Raw genomic sequence first — 21,082 nt, forward strand, 5'->3', positions numbered from 1 at the left:
TTCTTTCTCGTGTGTCATTGCCTTTGTATGATACATCTTATTTTCATTCTTCTTCTTTCTCGTGTGTCATTGCCTTCGTATGATACATCTTATTTTTATTCTTCTTCTTTCTCGTGTGTCATTGCCTTTCTATGATGCATATTATTTTCATTCTTCTTCTCTCTCGTGTGTCATTGCCTTTGTATGACACATCTTATTTTCATTCTTCTTCTTTCTCGTGTGTCATTGCCTTTGTACGACACATCTTATTTTCATTCTTCTTCTCTTTCGTGTGTCATTGCCTTCGTATGATACACCTTATTTTCATTCTTCTTCTCTTTCGTGTGTCATTGCCTTCGTACGACACATCTTAATTTTGACAGCTAAGATCTTATCGCCCCTATTATTACTCCTATGACATTATCTCATTGGTGCAACCGAATCTAACAAAAAGTCCAACCATAACAAATAAAAAAGCCACTCTCTTTTGAGAATGACTTTATGTGCCCAGCGAAGGCATTGTTTTAAACGCCCAACTTTATGCAGAGTTGGAGAGCACACTACCATCTTCGACATGCAGTGATCTCTCCCACTATCCACACTGGAAACAAAAAAATTATAATAGTCTCTACACGATTGATTATGTGTAGTGGTTTAATACAATATCTGTGCAGCTATCACAAAGGCCCGGGTGATCTTCATGCTTTCCTCTTGATGGTGTTACTACCCAGCACCGTTCACATTTTTCCCCTTCAGCAAAATCAACTACGATTTTCAAGTAATTGTATTCCTTCGCTTCTGATGGGGCATCACTTTTTTGAGACACAGTAGCTGTAGAAGTGATAAATAATTTATTCAACGATGGAATATTAGCTAATAATTCTTGATCCTTTTCATCTGCATAAATGGCTAATGCAGCTTCCAGACTCTTTTTTATACCTTTTTCATTACGAGCTTCTTCTAGTGCTTTTAGTACATCATCACGTAATTCCATGAAGTGGTCCCATTTTTCTACTAAATGGTCAGAAACATGATATTCCTTCACTTCAGGAATATCCGTTAATTGTACACTCTCAGTAGTCACGCCAGGGATATGCTTCCAAACCTCATCTGTCGTATGGGATAAGATTGGTGACATTAGCTTTGTTAAAGCTACTAGCGTCTCATACATAACCGTTTGTATACCACGTCTGTCTGGATGACTGGCATGTTGAATATATAGTGTATCTTTTGCAAGGTCCATATAAAATGAGCTAAGCTCAATCGTACAAAAATTGTGCACTTTATTATAAACTGATCCAAATTGAAATTCTTCGTAACTATTTCTAACATCTTTTACTAATTGGTTTAGCTTCACGATCATATATTGATCAAGCTCAGACATATCTTCAAAATTAACTTTATCCGTTTCTGGATTAAAGTCGTGGATATTACCGAGCATAAATCGGAACGTATTACGAATCTTTCTATACACTTCAGCAACTTGTTTTAAAATATTATCAGATACTCTTACGTCGGCTTGATAATCAACAGAAGATACCCAAAGACGTAATATGTCTGCACCTAATTGCTTCATTACTTTATCTGGGACAACAACATTACCAACTGACTTACTCATTTTACGCCCTTCACCGTCTAGCGTAAAGCCGTGACTTAAAACAGTTTTATATGGCGCTTTTCCTGTTACAGCGACTGCAGTAGATAATGATGAGTTAAACCATCCACGATACTGGTCTGACCCTTCTAAATACATGTCTGCTGGTCGTTGTAATTCTGCTCTCTCTTCTAGTACTGATTGATGAGATGATCCAGAGTCAAACCATACGTCCATAATATCTGTTTCTTTTGTAAAAGTACCATTCGGACTATGTTCGGATTTAAAGCCTTCGGGTAGTAAGTCAATCGTATCCCATTCAAACCATATATTAGACCCGTGTTTACGGAATAAATTAGAAACATGTTCAATTGTCTCATCTGTAATGATAGGCTCATTATTTTCACCGTAGAATACCGGAATAGGAACGCCCCAAGCTCTTTGGCGTGAGATACACCAATCTCCACGATCTCTTACCATGTTATATAGTCTCGTTTCCCCCCAGTGAGGTACCCAATTTACTTCATTGATTTCCTTTAATAAATCTTCACGGAAATCTTTAATAGATGCAAACCATTGTGCAGTAGCTCTATACATTACTGGTTTTTTTGTTCTCCAATCATGTGGATAAGAGTGTGTCATAAATGACAAATGTAGTAACGCACCTACTTCTTTTAGTTTTTCTGTAATCGGTTTATTAGCTTCATCATAAAATAAACCTTCAAACATCGGTGCTTCCTCTGTCATAACCCCTTTATCATCTACTGGGCATAGTACATCAAGACCATACTTTTGACCAACAATAAAGTCATCTTCCCCGTGTCCTGGAGCGGTATGAACACATCCGGTACCGGCTTCTAATGTTACATGTTCTCCAACCATCACTAGAGATGAACGATCATAAAAAGGATGTTTAGCAACTGTATTTTCTAATTTTATTCCCTTAACTGTTTTTAAAATTTCATAGTCTTGCCATTCAAGCTCTGTCTCTAACTGTTCTAAAAGTCCTTGAGCAACGATAAACTTATTCCCATCGACTTTTACAACAACATAATCTAAATCAGGATGAACGGAAATACCTAAGTTTGCAGGGATAGTCCAAGGTGTTGTTGTCCAGATTACATATTTTTCATCTCCATCTAGAACATCTTTCCCATCCACAACATCAAAAGCAACATAAATAGATGGAGAGCGTTTATCGTGATATTCAATTTCCGCTTCTGCTAAAGCTGATTCAGAAGACGGTGACCAATATACTGGTTTTTTCCCTTTGTAAATATATCCTTTTTTAGCCATTTCACCGAAAACTTTAATTTGTTGCGCTTCATAGCCATGATCAAGTGTTACATACGGATTTTCCCAATCACCTCGTACACCTAATCTTTTAAATTGTTCACGCTGATTATCGATTTGCTTCAAAGCATACTCTTCACATTTTTCACGAAATTCAGCAATTGTTAATTTTTTACGGTCAACTTTCCCTTTTTTTGTTAGAGCGGTCTCAATTGGCAAACCGTGAGTATCCCAACCTGGAACATATGGAGCATGAAAGCCTGTCATTGACTTATACCTTACGATAAAATCTTTTAAAATTTTATTTAATGCATGCCCCATATGAATATCTCCGTTTGCATAAGGGGGGCCGTCATGTAATATAAAAAGCGGTCTTCCTTCCGTACGTTTTTGAACTTTCTCGTATAACTTATTACTATCCCAATCTTCCTGCATTTGTGGCTCTCGATTTGGGAGATTTCCACGCATAGGGAAATCTGTTTTCGGCATTAGTAAGGTATCTTTATAATCCATCATGCTAATCCTCCTATTTTCATTTAGCTCTTTTCGCATAGATTGTTGTTTTTAAGTATATTCATATGCTTGACTGCACTACAGGCGGCGCTTTCCGCGGGCAAGGCTTCTAGAGAGACTCGAAAAGGTCGATAATTACCTTTTCCAATCACTCAATACAATGAGCAGCCCCACACCGAAGGTTCTTCAGCACTTGCTACTCCCGCTGAAGTCGCCACCTTTCGTTTCACCAAGCTGAAAACAAAACAGCCTTTCATTCTTATAAAACTTTCATTTCTATGAGCAACGGTTGCTTACGTTTTTTAGCAAATAAAAAACCTCCTCATCCACAAAGGGACGAGAAGGATACCCGCGTTACCACCCTAATAAATATAACACTGTTATATTCACTTAGTAATCGTTTAACGGTCATTAGCCGGCATAGTCTACTAAGAACATTATTCCGTTCGGTATGCAACTCAAGGGTGATCTTCCAAATGAATCTAGTGTCAGGCTCCCACCAACCCTGACTCGCTTTGCCTAGTACTTCATATGTACTGTCCCTATCTTCGTTATCACTTATTATTATCTTCTCCAAAAAAATAATGATTCAATCATATTTGAGTTTTTTACTCATAAAATCTTATTAAAGTATATGATAAGTTCAATTCAAGCGTCAAGTTATGATTCTTTATTTAATTCAAATTCCGCATCTAACTTACTAATATCATCCCAATCCTCTGTGCTGAGCATTTCAAGTTGGGCTTCAAGTAGCATTTTAAACCGTGTTCGGTAAACCGAAGCTTGTTTTTTCAACTCTTCAATTTCCAATGCTACTTTTCTTGATTTACTTAATGCTTCATTTACAATTCTATCTGCATTTTTCTCAGATTCTTTAATGATTAATTTTGCCTCTTTTTCAGCATTACGTTTTACTTCCTCAGCTGTTTCCTGGGCAATTAAAATGGATCTATTTAACGTACTTTCAATATTAGAAAAATGACTAAGCTTATCCTCTAACTCAGAAACTCTATCAAATAGTTCCTTTTTCTCTCGTATAACAATCTCATAGTCTTTGATCACTTGGTCTAAAAACTCGTTTACTTCATCCTCATCATAGCCACGAAATCCTCGAGAAAATTCCTTATTATGAATATCTAGCGGCGTTAACGGCATAACAGGCCACCTCCAATTATGTTTTAATTACAACGTTTCTTCTATTATAATACATATTTTCGACAAACAGTACTCTAATTCCTTTAATCACGACAAATCATTTTGGGAATGCAACAGATAGACGAAACTTATTTTTCTTTGTCTGTCCTTCATTCGAGACTATTTCACATCGGCCTTTCCCTCTTACAGATAATACATCTTTTATTTGAAGTGAAAAGCTCGGATCCTCTATTACCTTCCAATTAACCTTTATGTATCCATTTTCTATCATAGGTTTAACCTTTGACCTAGACAGTTTGTATACTTCAGCCACAATTGTATCGAGTCTCAGGGATGATGCAGTGATGTGCAAATAAGAATATTCCTTCGTTACACTAATACTTTCCTCGATAGGAACCACTTGTAAGCTTACTCTCGCCTTTCCTACAGATTTTAAATTCCAACTAACAAATTCAGCTACTTCCTTTGCTAGTACAATTTGAAACCGTTCAGCAGAATTAAGAATGTCGCCAAATTTCTCTCGCTTTAAACCAACATTCATTAAGGCACCTAATATTTCCCTATGCTCTATTTGAACAAACTTTGTTGGATATAAGAGCTCGTATAGAGCAATGTCGTAATCCTCTGTTACTGGCTCCACATAGTGCGGATATATTAGGCACCTTTTTCTCTCTGCTTCCTTATAACCTCCGTAGAAGGATACTGCAACCTCATCATTTTGGCCTACCAAGGATTGAACAATGTATTGTTGACGTGGATCAAGAAAGTCGGTCAACTTTGAACGGTATTGTTCAATTGCTGTCTCCTTCCACTCCATTACTTGGTCTACAAAGGCGTGTTCGTCCTTTCGAAAGTGTTGATAAACACTCATGCAATAAACAACTCCATTAAAAATTTTACACAATCTCTATACACAATCTCTTTTTTAAACAAATAGACTAAATAAGAACGTAACGCCATCTCTAGCGAAATTCAATGCAAAAATTGCAATAAGTGGAGAAATATCAATCATACCAATCGGGGGAATGATTTTTCTAAATGGAGCAAAATATGGCTCCACCAATTTCCCAATAATTCTTCCTATCGATGACTCCCTAGCATTTGGAACCCAAGACATAAACACATAAATAATACATAGGAAAAAGTAAATCGTAAATATACGCTGTATTACATCGTGAAGTAAAACTATCATAAAATTAAATCCACCTTTCTGTACTAATCTTGAAGCATCTCTGATATAGATCCAGATACGTCTACGTTATCAGGTGTACAAAGAAATATGTTAGACCCGAGCTTCTGAATATCGCCACCAATAGCATATACTGTGCCACTAATGAAATCGACTACTCGTTTTCCTTGTTCGTGCGGTAATCGTTGTAAATTAATAACAACTGATTTTCTATTTTTTAAATGGTCCGCAATTTCTTGAACCTCGTCATAGCTATGAGGTTCAATAAGCATTACTTTTGCTTGGTTTTGTATGCTCGTTAAACTCACTACATTCTTTTTTTCTTTCTCGTGCCGTTGAGGGTATGTAGGCTCAATATCTCCACTATGCTCGACGGTATCCTCATATTCATCTTCAAGCTCAAAGAACTTCTTAAAAGTCTGCTTTAAACTCACAGTATTTCACCTCTCTATTCTTTACTCTTCCTTCCCTACTAAAGCAGTTCCTATACGAATAAAGGTTGCTCCCTCTTCAACTGCAATGGCAAAATCATTAGACATTCCCATCGATAACTCATGACACGGTGCATGAGATAATTTCAACTTCTCTATCTTTTCCTTCAATTCTCTCAATTGTCGAAAATATGGTCGAACTTCTTCTGCATTCTCTACAATTGGGGCCATAGTCATTAAACCTACAACCTCAATTGCTTTATACTTTGATAAATCATGAATAAAAGAAATTGTTTCTTCAGGTTTAATTCCTGATTTCGTTTCCTCTCCTGATACATTTACTTGAACGAAGCACTTCATCGTTTCCCCTTCAGGTGTACGCTTGTCTATTTCTTTCGCAAGAGATAAACGATCTAATGAATGGATATAATCAAATTGATGAATCATTTTCTTTACTTTTTTTGATTGTAAACTCCCAATAAAATGCCATGTCCCTTTTTCTCCAAGCACTTCCCATTTCTTAAGAGCTTCTTCTACACGATTTTCACCTATATGCTGAATACCAGAAGCTAAAGCATCTTTTGCTCGTTCAATAGATACGTACTTTGTAACTGCTATTATGTTAACACAGTTATAGTCTCTATTCTCCTTTTTACAAGCATCTTTCACAACTTGATGAATTCTATTTAGATTCTCTTGTACTGACACGAGCGAGACTCCTTCCAAACTAAACATTTATTTCATACTAATATCATAAAGAATCTTTGCTCATCAAGCAATGATTAATCAGTGAGACATTATCATTTTTTTTAGAATAACGTCGTATTTTGGGTAAAAAAACAAAACCTCCGCATATGAAGGAGGTTTCTAATCATCATCTGAATCGCTCGCGCCACCAGGATGATGCCGTACAAGAACAACATCAGAACCTATTTTAACGACATTTTTCCAAGGAACAATGATCTCTTGATCTCCACGATTAAATAACCCCATCATCTTACCTCCACCAATAATTAAAGCATCTACTTTCCCAGATTCTAAATTAATATCCAAGTCAGTAATATGTCCTAGTAAACGGCCATCTGCGAGATTGACAATATCCTTCGCTTGAATATCAGATATTTTTAACATACTAGACCCCTCCCCTTTATTCGATACATTGTATGCATAACTTGTTCAACTTATATCACTAATAATAAAATCTTTTAACTAGCTATCTTCGGTAGGAAAATTGTCTTTTTATACGTAAAAAGGAGGGGGACTCAAAAGGTTGATTATACCTTTTAAGTCCCCCTCTATACGAGTGACCTCTGCAATTCCTGGCTTATGTAGGTCATTGCCAGAACTACTTATCTTTTAGGACACCCGTGCGTTTTATTCTTTAGCATGTTTATTCATTTGTTGAATGGCAGCCTTTTCTAGTCTGGAAACTTGTGCTTGGGAAATACCGATTTCATCGGCAACCTCCATTTGCGTTTTCCCTTGGAAAAAGCGCATATCAAGTATCATTTTTTCCCTGTCATTTAAGCGAATCATTGCTTCTTTTAACGCAATCTCTTCAATCCATTGAATGTCCTTTTGTTTATCATCACTAATTTGATCCATCACATAAATTGGATCTCCTCCATCATTATAGATTGGCTCAAACAATGATACTGGATCTTGAATTGCGTCTAAAGCAAATACAATATCTTCTTTTGGTACATCTAATACTTTTGCAATTTCTTGAACAGTTGGCTCCCGCTCACGTTTTTTCTCATTCATCATATTGTCTCTTACTTGTAGTGCTTTGTAGGCTATGTCTCGTAAAGACCTTGAAACACGGATTGGGTTATTATCGCGCAAGTACCTTCTAATCTCCCCAATAATCATGGGAACTGCATATGTGGAAAACTTTACGTTTTGGCTTAGGTCGAAATTATCAATTGATTTCATTAAGCCTATACACCCTACTTGAAATAAGTCATCTACATATTCACCACGATTATTGAATCGCTGAATAACACTAAGAACGAGTCGTAAATTTCCATTTACTAGTTCTTCTCTTGCAAATTCGTCCCCATTTTGCATTTTTTCAAAGAGGACTCTCATTTCTTTGTTTTTTAGCACTGGTAACTTAGATGTGTCTACACCACAAATTTCTACTTTATTGCGAGTCAATGTCTTCCCTCCCAACAGGAGCTGATGTACAAAATTCAGTATCTCCTTGAGAGGGAAATTTATGCAGAGCTTCCAAACGAAAAAAGGCCTGAAACGTGTCCAAGCCTTGTCGCATCATGCTAAAAAAAATTTATAACATTTTATTAAATTCCTTTTGTAACCTTTTTATAATCCTTTTCTCTAACCGAGAAATGTATGATTGAGATATTCCTAACATATCAGCAACATCTTTTTGTGTTTTTTCTTCATCCCCAGCTAAACCAAATCTCAGTTCCATGATTTGTTTTTCCCTGTCATTTAGCGCTTCCAATGCTTTTACAAGGAGTTTACGGTCAACTTTATCCTCAATACCTTTAGTAATGATATCTTCTTCTGTACCTAATACATCAGATAAAAGAAGTTCATTACCATCCCAATCAATATTTAAAGGTTCGTCAAATGAAACTTCAGATCGTATTTTATTATTTCTTCTTAAGTACATTAAGATTTCATTTTCAATACACCGTGATGCATAGGTAGCAAGCTTAATTTTCTTTTCTGGATCAAATGTACTTACTGCTTTAATTAGTCCTATTGTGCCTATACTAATAAGGTCTTCAATATTTATCCCCGTGTTTTCAAACTTTCTCGCAATATATACGACTAAGCGTAAATTTCGCTCAATTAAAACAGAACGAACAGAATCATCCCCTGATGGTAGTTTCTTTAATAAATACGCTTCCTCTTCTTTCGAAAGGGGTGGAGGCAGTGCTTCACTACCACCTATGTAATATACCTCATCAGGCTTTAATCCCAATTTTTTAAGTATTTTATACCACCATAGCTTCAATTTAATTCTTACCTTCATCATGCTAGCTCCCCCTTTAGAATTTGAACAGATTTACGATGTCTGCTTCTTTTGTTGCATCATTTTAGGATGTAGTAAGCAATTATAGTCATTTCGATCCGATAACGGGATATGGCTTAAACCTAGTAGTACTTGATTACATTTATACGATTGATTATCGTCTAAAACGATGACTTCATCAGGCTTTAGAGCCCACAAAAACTGCTGTTTTTCTCCTACCGTTCGAAATGGAATTAAAGTCAACTTCCCTTCAAATCGTTCTGGAATATTTTCATGCGAGAATGTTTGTTTTTTGGTAAATTGGACAACGGATTCTGGGAATTGATTCCCTACTTCCGTCATATCTATAATTATGACGGAACGCCTTGTAAAAGGGTCCTCTAGACGATTTCCACTATCAACAAATCCCTTTAAATGTAATTGTATTCCTGCAGCTTTAACTAGGACTTCATAAATTTGGTCATATCGAATTTTTTCCGTTTCCATATTTTCAAAACGTTGTTTAGAATACACATACATGATGGGAAAGCCTATTAATACGAACAACCAGCTAATAGGGCTTCCAAAACCACTTGTTTGTGTTGCAAAGGTTCCGTTGATAAAGCTTGTATCTGTTTCAAGAAAATAATGTAAACCTAAAAGACCACCCCCAACGGCGAAATTAACGAAAAAGAAAGTGAGCCACGCTTGGATAAATAATCGAAATCGCCTAAATCCAAATGTAGCTAAAATTATCAAGATAGAATAAACACTTTTCACGAGTGGATTCATGGCTATGACATCGAATGGGGTAAATAAAAAAAAGATATACAAAGAGGCAATAAAACCTCCAAATATTAATCTACTTTTTTTAATATTTCTTTTTATGACTATGGAGGTCAACAGTAAAAGTAAAGTATCAACTAAAAAGTTTAATAGCCAAACAATGTCAAGATAGATTTCCAAGTCAATCAGCCACCATCCAAATCGTAATTTGAACTAAGTATAACTGATGTAGCTTTTTAAGTCTGTCACTTTTTGCTAATAGAAAGGGACTTATTTTGGCAGTTTTTCATTATTCTTGTCATTGAAATTTATATGCTAGTTTTTTAGTAATAATTCGTTATAGATTTGATATTTTCTTTTGACTGTTCGTAAAAGAGGGAAGGAAATTTCTGGGATGAATCTAGGAAGCTATCAAAGTAAAATATTCTTTTATGTCTAAAAAAAATGGTATAACGTTATTCTTTAAAGCAATGGAAGTTTGACAGCATCTCAAAAGTACTAGTGAGTGCTGCTCTCGTTAGTAAAACCCTAAGGGAAAATTGCACTGCAGAGTTTTCTTATCTACAAGAAAAAAACCAAGCATTTACGCTTGGTCTTCTTGTTATTCAACTATGATCTTTTCTTACGATTTCTTAAAAAAGTAGGAATATCTAAAGTATCTAATTCCTCTTCTTGTGCTTGTTTTTGAACTTGTACATTTGAATTCTCTTTTTGCGGTTCTACTCTATTTGTAGATTTAGGACGTTGCTGTAATGTTGACGTTCTGTTTCCACCTGTAACAATTTTTTCATTTTGCTGCTCATCAAATCCAGTCGCAATTACTGTTACAACAATTTCATCCTTTAAGTCCTCATTAATAACAGATCCAAAAATCATATTCACTTCACTATCAGAAGCAGAAGAAACAATCTCGGCAGCTTCATGAACTTCAAACAGACTTAAGTTAGCTCCACCTGTAATGTTCATAAGTACGCCCTGTGCACCATCAATAGATGTTTCAAGCAACGGTGAAGAGATTGCTTTTTTAGCGGCTTCTGCCGCTCTATTTTCACCTGTTGCTACACCAATTCCCATTAAAGCAGATCCTTTTTCACTCATAATTGTTTTGACATCCGCAAAATCTAAGTTAATTAGTCCTGGCACAGCTATTAAGTCTGAAATACCTTGAACACCTTGACGTAAAACATTATCAGCTTCACGGAAAGCCTCAAGCATTGGCGTATTTTTATCGACTATTTCTAATAGCCGATCGTTTGGAATCACAATTAAAGTATCAACTTTTTCTTTTAGTGAGCCTATCCCACCACCAGCTTGATTCATTCTCTTGCGACCTTCAAAAGTAAAAGGACGAGTTACTACACCGACAGTCAATGCGCCCAATTCTTTTGCAATTTCAGCAATTACTGGTGCTGCACCAGTACCAGTGCCTCCTCCCATTCCAGCAGTGATAAAGACCATATCTGCACCGTGTAACACTTCTTCTAATTGTTCACGACTTTCTTCAGCTGCTTTCTTTCCTACTTCAGGGTTTGCGCCTGCTCCTAGTCCTCTAGTTAGCTTACCGCCTAACTGTAATTTAGTTTCGGCTTTCGATAAATGTAAAGCTTGTGCATCTGTATTTACAGCGATAAAGTCTACACCTTGTAAACCATTTTCAATCATTCGGTTTACTGCGTTACTTCCGCCTCCACCGACACCTATTACTTTTATCGTAGCTAACTGATCCATGTCCATTTCAAATTCTAACATTATTGATCCCCCAATCCATCATGGTTCACACACTTTCTTCTTAAATTAAATTTTACTATTCGAAGAACATTTTAAAATATTTCGATACTTTGTTCTTAACACCTGTTCCCTCTTTTGTTGTTTTCTTCTTAGGTAGTTTTTCCTTACGCTCTTTCCTTTCATGTGTATCCTCAGCAAAAGCTCCTACACTTGCAGCAACTTCTTTTCCTTGGATACGCATATTTTTATGAGCGAATGTTATGAGGCCAACAGCATTCGTATATTGAGGTTCGCGAACTCCTATATAATCTGGAATAGCAATGCGAACATTCTTCTGAAGAACATCTCTTGCCAATTCTAATACACCTGGAATTTTCACTGTACCACCAGTTAATACAAACCCTCCGGACAAGTCATGATAACCTAACCTTTGAATTTCTTTTAAAGCTAGTAATAACATTTCCTCTAAACGTGGCTCAATTATATTTGCTAATTGCCATTGGCTAAACTCTTGTTTTTGATCACTACCAATCTCCGAAACTTCGAAAGTCTCATCATCGGAGGCAAGATCTACATAAGCATGTCCAAAGTCAATTTTCACCTTTTCTGCCTCTTCCGTGGAAGTTCTAAATCCAACGGATATATCATTTGTTATATGGTCTCCTCCAACCGGGATTTGTTTAGTCCCTTGGAGAGTTCCATTCTCAAACACAGATACGGTTGTAGAACCACCACCCATATCAATTAAAGCCACACCTAAATTTTTCTCATCCTTTGACAAAGCTATCGTCCCAGCTGCAATTGGTTGTAAAGCAATGCCTGCTACTTGCAGCCCTGCTTTTTCAACACATCTTAAAATATTATGTAACATAGATCTTGCTCCAGTGATAATAATCCCTTCCATTTCAAGACGCACACCAATCATACCGCGAGGATCATTGATTTCATCCAATCCATCAACAATAAATTGTTTAGGGATAACATCAATAATTTCTCTTTCAGGTGGGATTGAGACTACTTGGGCTGCATCAATAACTCGTTCAATATCTTCATCTCCAATTTCTCGATCGTCACTGGAAACCGCAACAACACCGTGACACGGCTGAAGTTGAATATGATTACCTGTTATTCCTACAATTACACCTTGTATTGATAGTCCAATCATTCTCTCAGCTTTATCAACAGCAGTACGAATTGATTGTACAGTTTCATCTATATCAACGATAGATCCCTTTTTAATACCTTCTGATTGAGTCTCCCCAACACCTATTACATTCAACGTTCCGTTTGCCATTTCACCAATTACTACACGAACGCATGATGTGCCGATATCTAGTGTGACGTATATGTCTTGGTTGTTCATTCGTTGGCACCTCCTTAAACCTACATTCATTTCTATTTTTATTATCATTATTGAGTTTATGAATTGTATTCAACAAAAACAGTTCATTCCCTCTTTTTTATCATGGATTTTACTGTAAAAAGTAGAAAATCAATAAATGAAAACATCAATTCTTTTCTTTTCTTTTTTTCATCCACTTTTCTAATAAAATTCGTCTTATCATGGCGATATTATGAAATAACCTCACACCAAAAGCAAAAACTGCAGCTAAGTATAAGTCTACACCAAGATGGACGCCTAGAAAAGCTAAACCCGCTGCTAAAATGATATTGGTAAAAAATCCCGTTAAAAATACCTTTTCTTCAAAGACCCTCTCCAAATGTGCTCTTATACCACCAAATAATGTATCAAGAGCTGCTAATATAGCTATAGAGAGGTAACTTGAATATTCATCAGGGATGCGGAACTCCGTATAAAGCCCTAAAAGGATACCAATAAGAAGCCCTAAAATAGGTAACCACATGCCTATTAATCCTCCTTTACAGCTTCCATATGTCTTACCCTCAGTGACCTATCATAAGCTGGGAGTTCAACGAAATTAATTGGTGTAGAAGCAATTGATAGATTTTCATAAGAGAAAAATTCTCTAGATTGCGATGACATAATTGCATGATGCAAACCTTCTGGATCATCGGTAAGAACTCGAACTTTTAAAGGGAACTCTGTTACCCTACTACTATTTATTAGCGTTACGCCATTAGCTTCACGGATAGCGGTAGTAGAAACAATTCTTTCATTAGATATTGCAATTTCCTTCGCCCCATTTATATTTAATTCATTGACGAGCATACGCAATAAATATGGGGGAACAGAACGTATAGGTCCACCTTCATAAAACTCATCAAAATATGGTGTTACATCTATAATAACCCCTTGCCCACTGACTTTCGTTAGGCCAGCACGTTCCCTCAGTTCTTCTATAGCTTCGACCATTACAGGTTCAACATCTTCCGTTTGCTGTAGTTGGTATAATAATTCGAGTTGACTTTCTAATGCTTCATTTAACTCTTTTTGCCTCTCTTTTTCAACCGTTAAGGCTTGTCGAAGCTCTAGCGTACTTCTTGTATCCCTGACTTCAGGCTCTTTCGTAGTCTGAAATTGTATAGCAACCATAAAACCAATAATGATTGTAACACATGTGAATATAATCATTTTATCTTTCAAGATACATCACCCTCTTTCTGAAAAATAAGGGTCTAGTACAATGTCATTTCTTTTTTCGATACGAACCTCTATGTTATCACTTAATAATTGATCTACAACTCCACCAACCATATTAATAGCACTATTTAATGTATTACTATTTCCAATGGCTGTAATCTCAAATGGTGCATAGGATACTTGTCCATCAATTTCAATCACAGGTCCAATACACTGTATATATGAACGGTGATTAATACGATGACCATTAATAGCGATAGCTTCAGCACCAGTAACTAAGAGCTCATCAATCAGCTTTTGAATATGCTGCTCATGTACAATATAATTGTTTGGATTTTCTCCTTCAGTCACATAATCAGCATCTGTTAGCGTAACGCTTATTCCCTCGCCTTGCACTTGGACTGCACCAGTAACTAAACGCAATTTCTCTAGGTCTTCTACTAAGTTAAAATAACGTCTTTGTTGATTGGCTATTTCCTCTTCTACTTCATTAATTTGATTTTGAACATCTCGAAGTTCTTCAGCCAAGTTTCGATTTATCGTTTGTTCCATTAATACTTCATTCCGAAGGTCGTCTTCTACTCGCCACTGTGAGTTCGTTATTTGATCAGGAGATCTGCCTTGTTCACTCGTAAACTGATAACTTATCGCCAAAATAAAACCTGTAACTAATAGGACTAGAGAAAAAATAACGTGGCTACCCTTCACTCTCAACTTCTTCTTCCTCCTCCATATCAAACCGTTCAAAATACGGGTTAACTCGCATATGAACAATGCCTTCTACGTTTGGATCTAATTGCTCAACAACAGAAGGATAAGGACTAATTCTCTCTGCAAAACGCCTAATAGTTGAGTGAACTTCAAACCCATCATTCATATAAATAATTAAGCGCAATGGGTCTTGTTCTGTAGGAGAAAGTAGAATTTCAGATATTCTAAGCCTTAACGATTGAGAAATATTTACTAGCTCCTCTGCAAGTTCCATAGTATGCTCTTCACTGTTCATACCAGTTAAAATCGGTCCGTCTATTGGATTTTGTGTGCCATCATTATTTAATACTTGTCCCGTTTCAAGCAAGGGATAATACAATCCATCATACGCTACGTACCCAACCCGATTGTATTCTTCTACTGCAATAGCAATACTGTTAGGCCACTCTCTATTTAGTTCAACTTTCGCGATTTCAGGTCTTTCAAGAATAGTTTCTTCTACTGATTGAGCATTTATCCTCCACATACTTACTTCTTCTAATAGCCGAGATTGTTGTATGATCCATTCTTCTGAGACATTTTCATTTCCAACAACATTTACTGATTTTACATGACTATATGATGTTTGAAAATATGCAACAATTGTCATTAGCAAAAAAAACAAAGAAATATAGAAAATAACTCTACGATTTGCTCGTTGCTTACGACGGTCCTTTAAAGTTGGAATTCTTTCTTCAATTTCAATGACATTTTTTTTACTCATTGTTCCTTTCCTCCATTGTATAGCAAGGATTCGACAGATAAAATAACATTTCATAACAATCGTCAAATAGAGACAAAATGCCTGTTTATCCGTTCCGTTTTATAGTTCTAATTACCCCCTATAAAAGACTTATAAAGGTGTATCACCTTTACAAATATCGACATCGTTATGACAAAAGAGGATGCTTCAAAAGGTCGCTTTTTACCTTTTGAAACATCCTTGAATGAGAGAAAACTTAATATCCCCTCTTTTCATTAGGTAGAAAACAAAAACTATCGAATTTAATCTTAACGCTTACCAACTAACTCTACTTCCGTTTCCATTTTAACACCAAATTTATTATAAATGGTATTTTTTGCAAACTGTATTAATTCTAACACATCATTCGCTGTAGCATCACCTTTATTTACAATAAAGTTAGCATGCATTTCTGAAATTTGTGCGCCACCTATAGAATATCCTTTTAAACCAGCTTCTTCAATAAGCTTTCCTGCATGGTGTGGTAATGGATTTCTAAAGACACTTCCGCAGCAAGGATAATTCCAAGGCTGTGTATCTCTACGATAATCTTTATTTTTTTGCATCTCAGCCGTAATTTCTTTTTTATCTCCTTCTTTTAATTGAAATTCTGCTTCAACACAAATTGCTTCATCGCTTTGAAGGCGTGAGGTACGATAAGAAAAATCCATCTCTTTATTCTCTAGCCATTTAAAAGTGCCATCAGAAAATAAAACATGTGCTTTTATTAATATATTTGATATATCAGAACCATGTGCGCCAGCATTCATAAAAACTGCCCCACCTACACTACCTGGAATACCACTCGCAAACTCTAATCCCGAATAACCTTTTTTACTCATCATAGTTGATAGCTTTATTAATGAATATCCAGCTCCTACTTTAATGCGATCATCCTTTTGCTGAAACTTCGCTAAGTCTTCTCCAAGTTTAATGACGACACCAGTAATACCTTCGTCAGAAACTAACAAGTTAGACCCTCTCCCGATTACAAACCAAGGTATTTCTTGCTTCTTAATCTCTTCTATCGCGATTTGAAGAGCTTCAACTGATGAGGGCTCAATAAATATACTAGCTGGCCCACCTATTTTCCATGTTGTATGTTTTTTTAGTGGTTCATTTATTAATATTTTCCCCACTTGAAGAGCTTCTAGTTTTTCCTTTAAAAGCTGCATGTTAAACCTCCATAGTAAAATTAAATTAGTTCATTTACATACACTATATAAGCATTTTGAGATAATATTCACTCGAAACAGATGAAGTGTTCATCACACATTAACTATGATTGACATGAATTCACAAAGTAATAAACAGTACTATTTATTACTTCTTCATTATAACTTAAAAAAGTTGTCTTAATCACTAGAATAGCAAGGAATAGAAAAAAAATGAAGAAAAAAATGTTGTAAAAAATACTTAATGTCACGATGATAGTATTATATTAAAAAAATTTTAAACTGTGTTACCATTTTCAGTAGGACATAAAAATTAGTATTTCGGTTGACTGTGTTACTCTATAATTTGCTAAGGGTAGTTGGGCTGGCAGCTCGCCATCTTACCTTTACTTCTTTTCTTTCCTCAAGGGCAGATCCGGACAGCCCATCTACCTTCACCACTTTAAAATGACTTAAGGGCAATAAGAACTAAACCTAATCATCTCCCACTTCAGAAACTCGACAATACCCTTCACAAAAAAGCGTTCAAAGGATCACTCTCGCCTTTGAACGCTTTTTTTAGTTATTATCGCATATGTCGACTTATATTTAATAATACCCCTATACTCGTTAGCATAAGTGTGAGGGACGACCCCCCATAACTAAGTAACGGAAGTGTTATTCCAGTAACTGGCATTAACCCAATGACTACACCAATGTTTATCATTACTTGAATCGCTATCATACCAATTATTCCAGTTGCCAGGAGACTTCCATAAAGATCGGGTGCATATAAGGCAATCCTTAAGCCTCTCCATAGTAAAACAGCAAAGCAACACAAGACGAACGCTCCACCAACAAAACCTAATTCTTCAGAAACTATAGCAAAAATAAAATCAGTTTGAGGTTCTGGTAAGTAAAAATATTTCTGTCTACTCTCTCCTAATCCTAAGCCTAAAAATCCACCAGGTCCAATCGCATAAAGTGATTGGATAATTTGAAAACCACTTCCTAATGGGTCTTGCCACGGATCTAAAAAGGAAGTGATTCTTTGTAAGCGGTAAGGTGCGGATATAATTAGTCCAACAAAACCTACCAAACCTAGAATACCAAGAAAAGCAAAATGCTTAATTTGGGCACCAGCTACAAAGATAATAACGACACTTGTAAGCACCATAACTGCACCTGTTCCTAAATCTGGTTGAAGCATGATCAAAGCAAATGCAACCATGACTAAACCTAGAGTTGGAACTAGTCCTTGCTTAATCGTTGTGACATACTTTTGGTTTTCCGATAAGTACTTCGCTAAAAAGAAGATCATCGCTATTTTCATAAACTCGGAAGGTTGAATGGAAAATGCACCGACTCCTAGCCAGCTCCTCGCACCACCACGGACGAGTCCAACACCTGGTATGAGGACGACGATGAGCAAAATAAAGCAGACGATGATTATCACTTTAGTTAAGCTACGCCAAGACCAATAATCAACGTTCATCATAAAAAGCATTGCCACGACACCTAAAATCGCAAAAAATAACTGGCGTTTTAAAAAGAAAAACGAGTCGTTAAAGTTTTGCTCGGCCATCACGGCGCTAGCGCTATAAACCATAATTAATCCAATGACTAATAAGCTAAGGGTTGCAGCAATTAATAAAATATCTGGAGCTAATTTTTTTTTCGGCAATAGAGAACACCTCGGTTTCATCGTACATGACATCTTATTTCTCTATTACCTATGTTTATTAACTTTTTGGACAAACATGACTCTATTAGCTAAACTTTTTTACCTCATTTACAAAATGTTCGCCTCTTTCTTCGAACGTTCGATATTGATCCCATGATGCACAAGCAGGAGAGAGTAAAATGATATCTCCTTCTTCAGAATTTACATATGCCTTCTTTACTGCATTTTCTAACGTTTTCTCACAATGCACGAGCTCAATATTTGCCTTTTTTGCCGTTTCTACTAGCTTCTGAGCAGTTTCTCCATATGAGACAACACACTTCACTTTTTTCTTAAAGTAGGGAATGAGATCGTCAAAGCTTAAGCCCCTATCTAAACCTCCTGCAATTAACACGATAGGCTGTTCAAAAGCTTTTAAAGCAGTAATTGTCGCTGGTACATTGGTTGCTTTTGAATTATTATAAAAAGTACGACCGTTTATTTTGTCTACATATTGAAGACGGTGAGCGACGCCTGAGAACGATTTTAATACTTGACGAATTTTTTCTTCACTAGCTCCAGCTAAATGCGCAGCTGCAGCTGCAGCGAGACCATTAGCTACATTATGTTCACCTGGTAGAGACATCTCCTCCACCGGTAACAGACGTTTACCAAATACGGTTAAATAGCCATTCTCAATACAAGCACCATGTTTCATTTCGCCCTTCGTTGAAAAAGGGATAAGTGTAGCTTGTCCTAATTCCACAAGCTTACTTACCTTTTTATCATCAGCGTTATAAATAATATAATCATTACTCGTTTGATTCTTAAAAATATTCCCCTTTGCATGTACATATGCATCCATCGTACCGTGGTAATCTATATGTGCTTCTACTAAATTTAACAATAATGATATCTTAGGCTTGAACTCATCGATTCCCATCAACTGAAAACTCGAGAGTTCTGTTACTAAAACATTTTTCTCCGTAGCTTTTTGAGCAACCTCACAGGCTACTTCTCCGATATTACCTGCGAGTAAAGGATCTTTTTCGCTTCCTTTTAACATTTCATATATATAAGTTGTTGTCGTCGTTTTTCCGTTAGAACCAGTAATTCCTATAATATCAGCTTCGCAAATATGATATGCAAGTTCAACTTCCGTTAATACTGGTATTGCTTTTTCCATTGCAGCTGATACTAATGGGTTTGTATATGGAATTCCTGGGTTTTTAACTACATAATCAAGATCATCAGATATGAGCGTTAGTGGATGTGATCCACAAACAACCTCAGCTCCAAGATCCTGTAAGCTTTGTGCTGCGATATTTTCTTCCAGTGGTTTTTGGTCATTTACTATTACATTAGCCTCAAGTTCTAATAAAAGCTTTGCAGCTGCAGTTCCACTTTTAGCCAATCCTAATACTAATACCTTTTTGTTTTTGTATTTCGCTGTCATTTTCATTTACATCCACACCTCTAAATAAACACCTATAATTGCTAGTAATAAGCCTACTAACCAAAACGTAACCACAACCCGCCATTCGCTCCAGCCTGAGAGTTCATAATGGTGGTGAAGTGGACTCATTTTAAAAACTCGCTTCCGAGTCACTTTGAAAACAGCAACTTGGATAATGACAGACAGTGTCTCAATAACAAAAACTCCACCAATTATAACTAATAATATTTCCATTTTAGTGAGGATAGCCACCATCGCTAAAGCGCCACCTAAAGCTAGCGAACCTGTGTCTCCCATAAATACTTTCGCTGGATGAGCGTTAAAAACTAAAAATCCTAATACTGCCCCTACGACAGCCACTGCGAATAAAGAAACGGTATACAAAGATAGTGAATAAGCGATAATGGCAAAAGCACCAAACGCTATTGCAGTAGTACCGGCTACTAAACCATCAAGTCCATCAGTTAAGTTAACAGCATTCGATGTACCTACTAGCATCACAATAATTAATGGGAAATATAACCAACCGATATCAAATGCAACATTTGTGCCAGGTAAAACAATGTCTGTGGACAACCCCGTTTGGACTAATACAAAATAGACAATGGCCGAGATCAAAACCTGACCTAAAAACTTTTGCTTTGAAGTAAGTCCTAAGTTTCTTTTTTTAACAACCTTTATAAAATCGTCTAAAAAGCCAAGTAACCCAAATCCAAAAGTTACAAAAATTAACAACCAAATTTCTACATCAATGGAATGGAACTGGCCAGCCATAATGAAGGAAGAAGCAATTAGTGCTAATAAAATCATTAGCCCACCCATTGTTGGTGTACCACTTTTCTTTTGATGTGATTGTGGTCCTTCATCACGAATACTTTGCCCAAATTTCAACCTTCTTAAAAATGGAATGAAGATTGGGGAAAGTAGTACAGTGATAAGAAACGATAAAATCAGAGTGAATAATAGGCCTTGTTCCAGCATTTTTTACGGAACTCCTTTCTATGTACGGCTCATTCTAAGGTAATGAAGATAACATTTCGAAAGTAGTCTGTTATACATTTTATCGTCCAACATATATTTTCATGCCACTTCTATAAAAT

The 21,082-nt window shown here is 36.2% G+C and carries 20 protein-coding genes and 1 other annotated feature; all 20 genes read right to left on the reverse strand.

Features of this window, described 5'->3' with window-relative positions; translation table 11 throughout:
* Nucleotides 1-619 precede the first annotated feature (619 nt).
* The 20 genes from ileS to mraY all read right to left on the reverse strand — a co-directional run bounded on the left by ileS (nt 620) and on the right by mraY (nt 20,963).
* The gene (gene ileS / locus BCELL_RS12765) at nt 620-3,379 is read right to left on the reverse strand and encodes an isoleucine--tRNA ligase (RefSeq protein ID WP_041808973.1); all 2,760 of its coding nucleotides are present in this window, start codon (nt 3,377-3,379) and stop codon (nt 620-622) included.
* Nucleotides 3,380-3,708: 329 nt separating this feature from the next.
* Nucleotides 3,709-3,937, reverse strand: a binding site (T-box leader).
* Nucleotides 3,938-4,039: 102 nt separating this feature from the next.
* Nucleotides 4,040-4,534, reverse strand: coding sequence for a DivIVA domain-containing protein (locus BCELL_RS12770; RefSeq protein ID WP_013489167.1), 495 nt, complete (start codon nt 4,532-4,534; stop codon nt 4,040-4,042).
* Between the two features lie 97 nt (nt 4,535-4,631).
* Nucleotides 4,632-5,405, reverse strand: coding sequence for a YlmH family RNA-binding protein (locus BCELL_RS12775; RefSeq protein WP_013489168.1), 774 nt, complete (start codon nt 5,403-5,405; stop codon nt 4,632-4,634).
* A gap of 54 nt (nt 5,406-5,459) precedes the next feature.
* Complete coding sequence (locus BCELL_RS12780) at nt 5,460-5,726, reverse strand: YggT family protein (RefSeq protein ID WP_013489169.1); 267 nt, start codon at nt 5,724-5,726, stop codon at nt 5,460-5,462.
* A 23-nt stretch (nt 5,727-5,749) separates the two neighbouring features.
* Nucleotides 5,750-6,157, reverse strand: a complete 408-nt coding sequence (locus BCELL_RS12785; RefSeq protein WP_013489170.1) for a cell division protein SepF — start codon at nt 6,155-6,157, stop codon at nt 5,750-5,752.
* A gap of 21 nt (nt 6,158-6,178) precedes the next feature.
* Nucleotides 6,179-6,862: a YggS family pyridoxal phosphate-dependent enzyme gene (locus BCELL_RS12790; protein ID WP_013489171.1), complete on the reverse strand. Its 684-nt coding sequence runs from the start codon at nt 6,860-6,862 to the stop codon at nt 6,179-6,181.
* Nucleotides 6,863-7,021: 159 nt separating this feature from the next.
* Nucleotides 7,022-7,285: a YlmC/YmxH family sporulation protein gene (locus tag BCELL_RS12795; protein ID WP_013489172.1), complete on the reverse strand. Its 264-nt coding sequence runs from the start codon at nt 7,283-7,285 to the stop codon at nt 7,022-7,024.
* 243 nt (nt 7,286-7,528) lie between these two features.
* Nucleotides 7,529-8,356: an RNA polymerase sporulation sigma factor SigG gene (gene sigG / locus BCELL_RS12800; RefSeq protein WP_087942425.1), complete on the reverse strand. Its 828-nt coding sequence runs from the start codon at nt 8,354-8,356 to the stop codon at nt 7,529-7,531.
* An 88-nt stretch (nt 8,357-8,444) separates the two neighbouring features.
* Entirely contained in the window at nt 8,445-9,164 is a 720-nt protein-coding gene (gene sigE, locus BCELL_RS12805; RefSeq protein ID WP_041808253.1) for an RNA polymerase sporulation sigma factor SigE, read from the reverse strand.
* A gap of 30 nt (nt 9,165-9,194) precedes the next feature.
* Entirely contained in the window at nt 9,195-10,106 is a 912-nt protein-coding gene (gene spoIIGA / locus BCELL_RS12810; RefSeq protein WP_013489175.1) for a sigma-E processing peptidase SpoIIGA, read from the reverse strand.
* Nucleotides 10,107-10,535: 429 nt separating this feature from the next.
* Nucleotides 10,536-11,675, reverse strand: a complete 1,140-nt coding sequence (ftsZ, locus tag BCELL_RS12815; RefSeq protein ID WP_013489176.1) for a cell division protein FtsZ — start codon at nt 11,673-11,675, stop codon at nt 10,536-10,538.
* Nucleotides 11,676-11,730: 55 nt separating this feature from the next.
* Entirely contained in the window at nt 11,731-13,017 is a 1,287-nt protein-coding gene (gene ftsA, locus BCELL_RS12820) for a cell division protein FtsA (protein ID WP_013489177.1), read from the reverse strand.
* 145 nt (nt 13,018-13,162) lie between these two features.
* Nucleotides 13,163-13,519 carry a small basic family protein gene (locus BCELL_RS12825; protein ID WP_013489178.1) on the reverse strand — a complete coding sequence of 119 codons (357 nt, stop codon included), beginning with the start codon at nt 13,517-13,519 and terminating at the stop codon, nt 13,163-13,165.
* Between the two features lie 5 nt (nt 13,520-13,524).
* Nucleotides 13,525-14,220 (reverse strand): DUF881 domain-containing protein, encoded by a 696-nt coding sequence (locus tag BCELL_RS12830; RefSeq protein WP_013489179.1) that lies wholly within the window; start codon nt 14,218-14,220, stop codon nt 13,525-13,527.
* A gap of 6 nt (nt 14,221-14,226) precedes the next feature.
* Nucleotides 14,227-14,925 carry a DUF881 domain-containing protein gene (locus BCELL_RS12835; RefSeq protein WP_245547025.1) on the reverse strand — a complete coding sequence of 233 codons (699 nt, stop codon included), beginning with the start codon at nt 14,923-14,925 and terminating at the stop codon, nt 14,227-14,229.
* Nucleotides 14,915-15,691, reverse strand: coding sequence for a cell division protein FtsQ/DivIB (locus tag BCELL_RS12840; protein WP_013489181.1), 777 nt, complete (start codon nt 15,689-15,691; stop codon nt 14,915-14,917). Before BCELL_RS12840 ends, BCELL_RS12835 begins: the two co-directional genes overlap by 11 nt.
* A 287-nt stretch (nt 15,692-15,978) precedes the next feature.
* Nucleotides 15,979-16,884 (reverse strand): UDP-N-acetylmuramate dehydrogenase, encoded by a 906-nt coding sequence (gene murB, locus BCELL_RS12845; RefSeq protein ID WP_013489182.1) that lies wholly within the window; start codon nt 16,882-16,884, stop codon nt 15,979-15,981.
* Between the two features lie 565 nt (nt 16,885-17,449).
* On the reverse strand, nt 17,450-18,547 hold the full coding sequence (gene spoVE, locus BCELL_RS12850; RefSeq protein ID WP_013489183.1) for a stage V sporulation protein E: 1,098 nt from the start codon (nt 18,545-18,547) through the stop codon (nt 17,450-17,452).
* Nucleotides 18,548-18,632: 85 nt separating this feature from the next.
* Nucleotides 18,633-19,988 carry a UDP-N-acetylmuramoyl-L-alanine--D-glutamate ligase gene (murD, locus tag BCELL_RS12855; RefSeq protein ID WP_013489184.1) on the reverse strand — a complete coding sequence of 452 codons (1,356 nt, stop codon included), beginning with the start codon at nt 19,986-19,988 and terminating at the stop codon, nt 18,633-18,635.
* A complete protein-coding gene (gene mraY, locus BCELL_RS12860) occupies nt 19,989-20,963 on the reverse strand; it encodes a phospho-N-acetylmuramoyl-pentapeptide-transferase (protein ID WP_013489185.1) in 975 nt (324 codons plus the stop codon).
* Nucleotides 20,964-21,082 lie beyond the last annotated feature (119 nt).

It is taken from the genome of Evansella cellulosilytica DSM 2522 (assembly GCF_000177235.2).
In the GTDB taxonomy this organism is placed as follows: Bacteria; Bacillota; Bacilli; order Bacillales; family Salisediminibacteriaceae; genus Evansella; species Evansella cellulosilytica.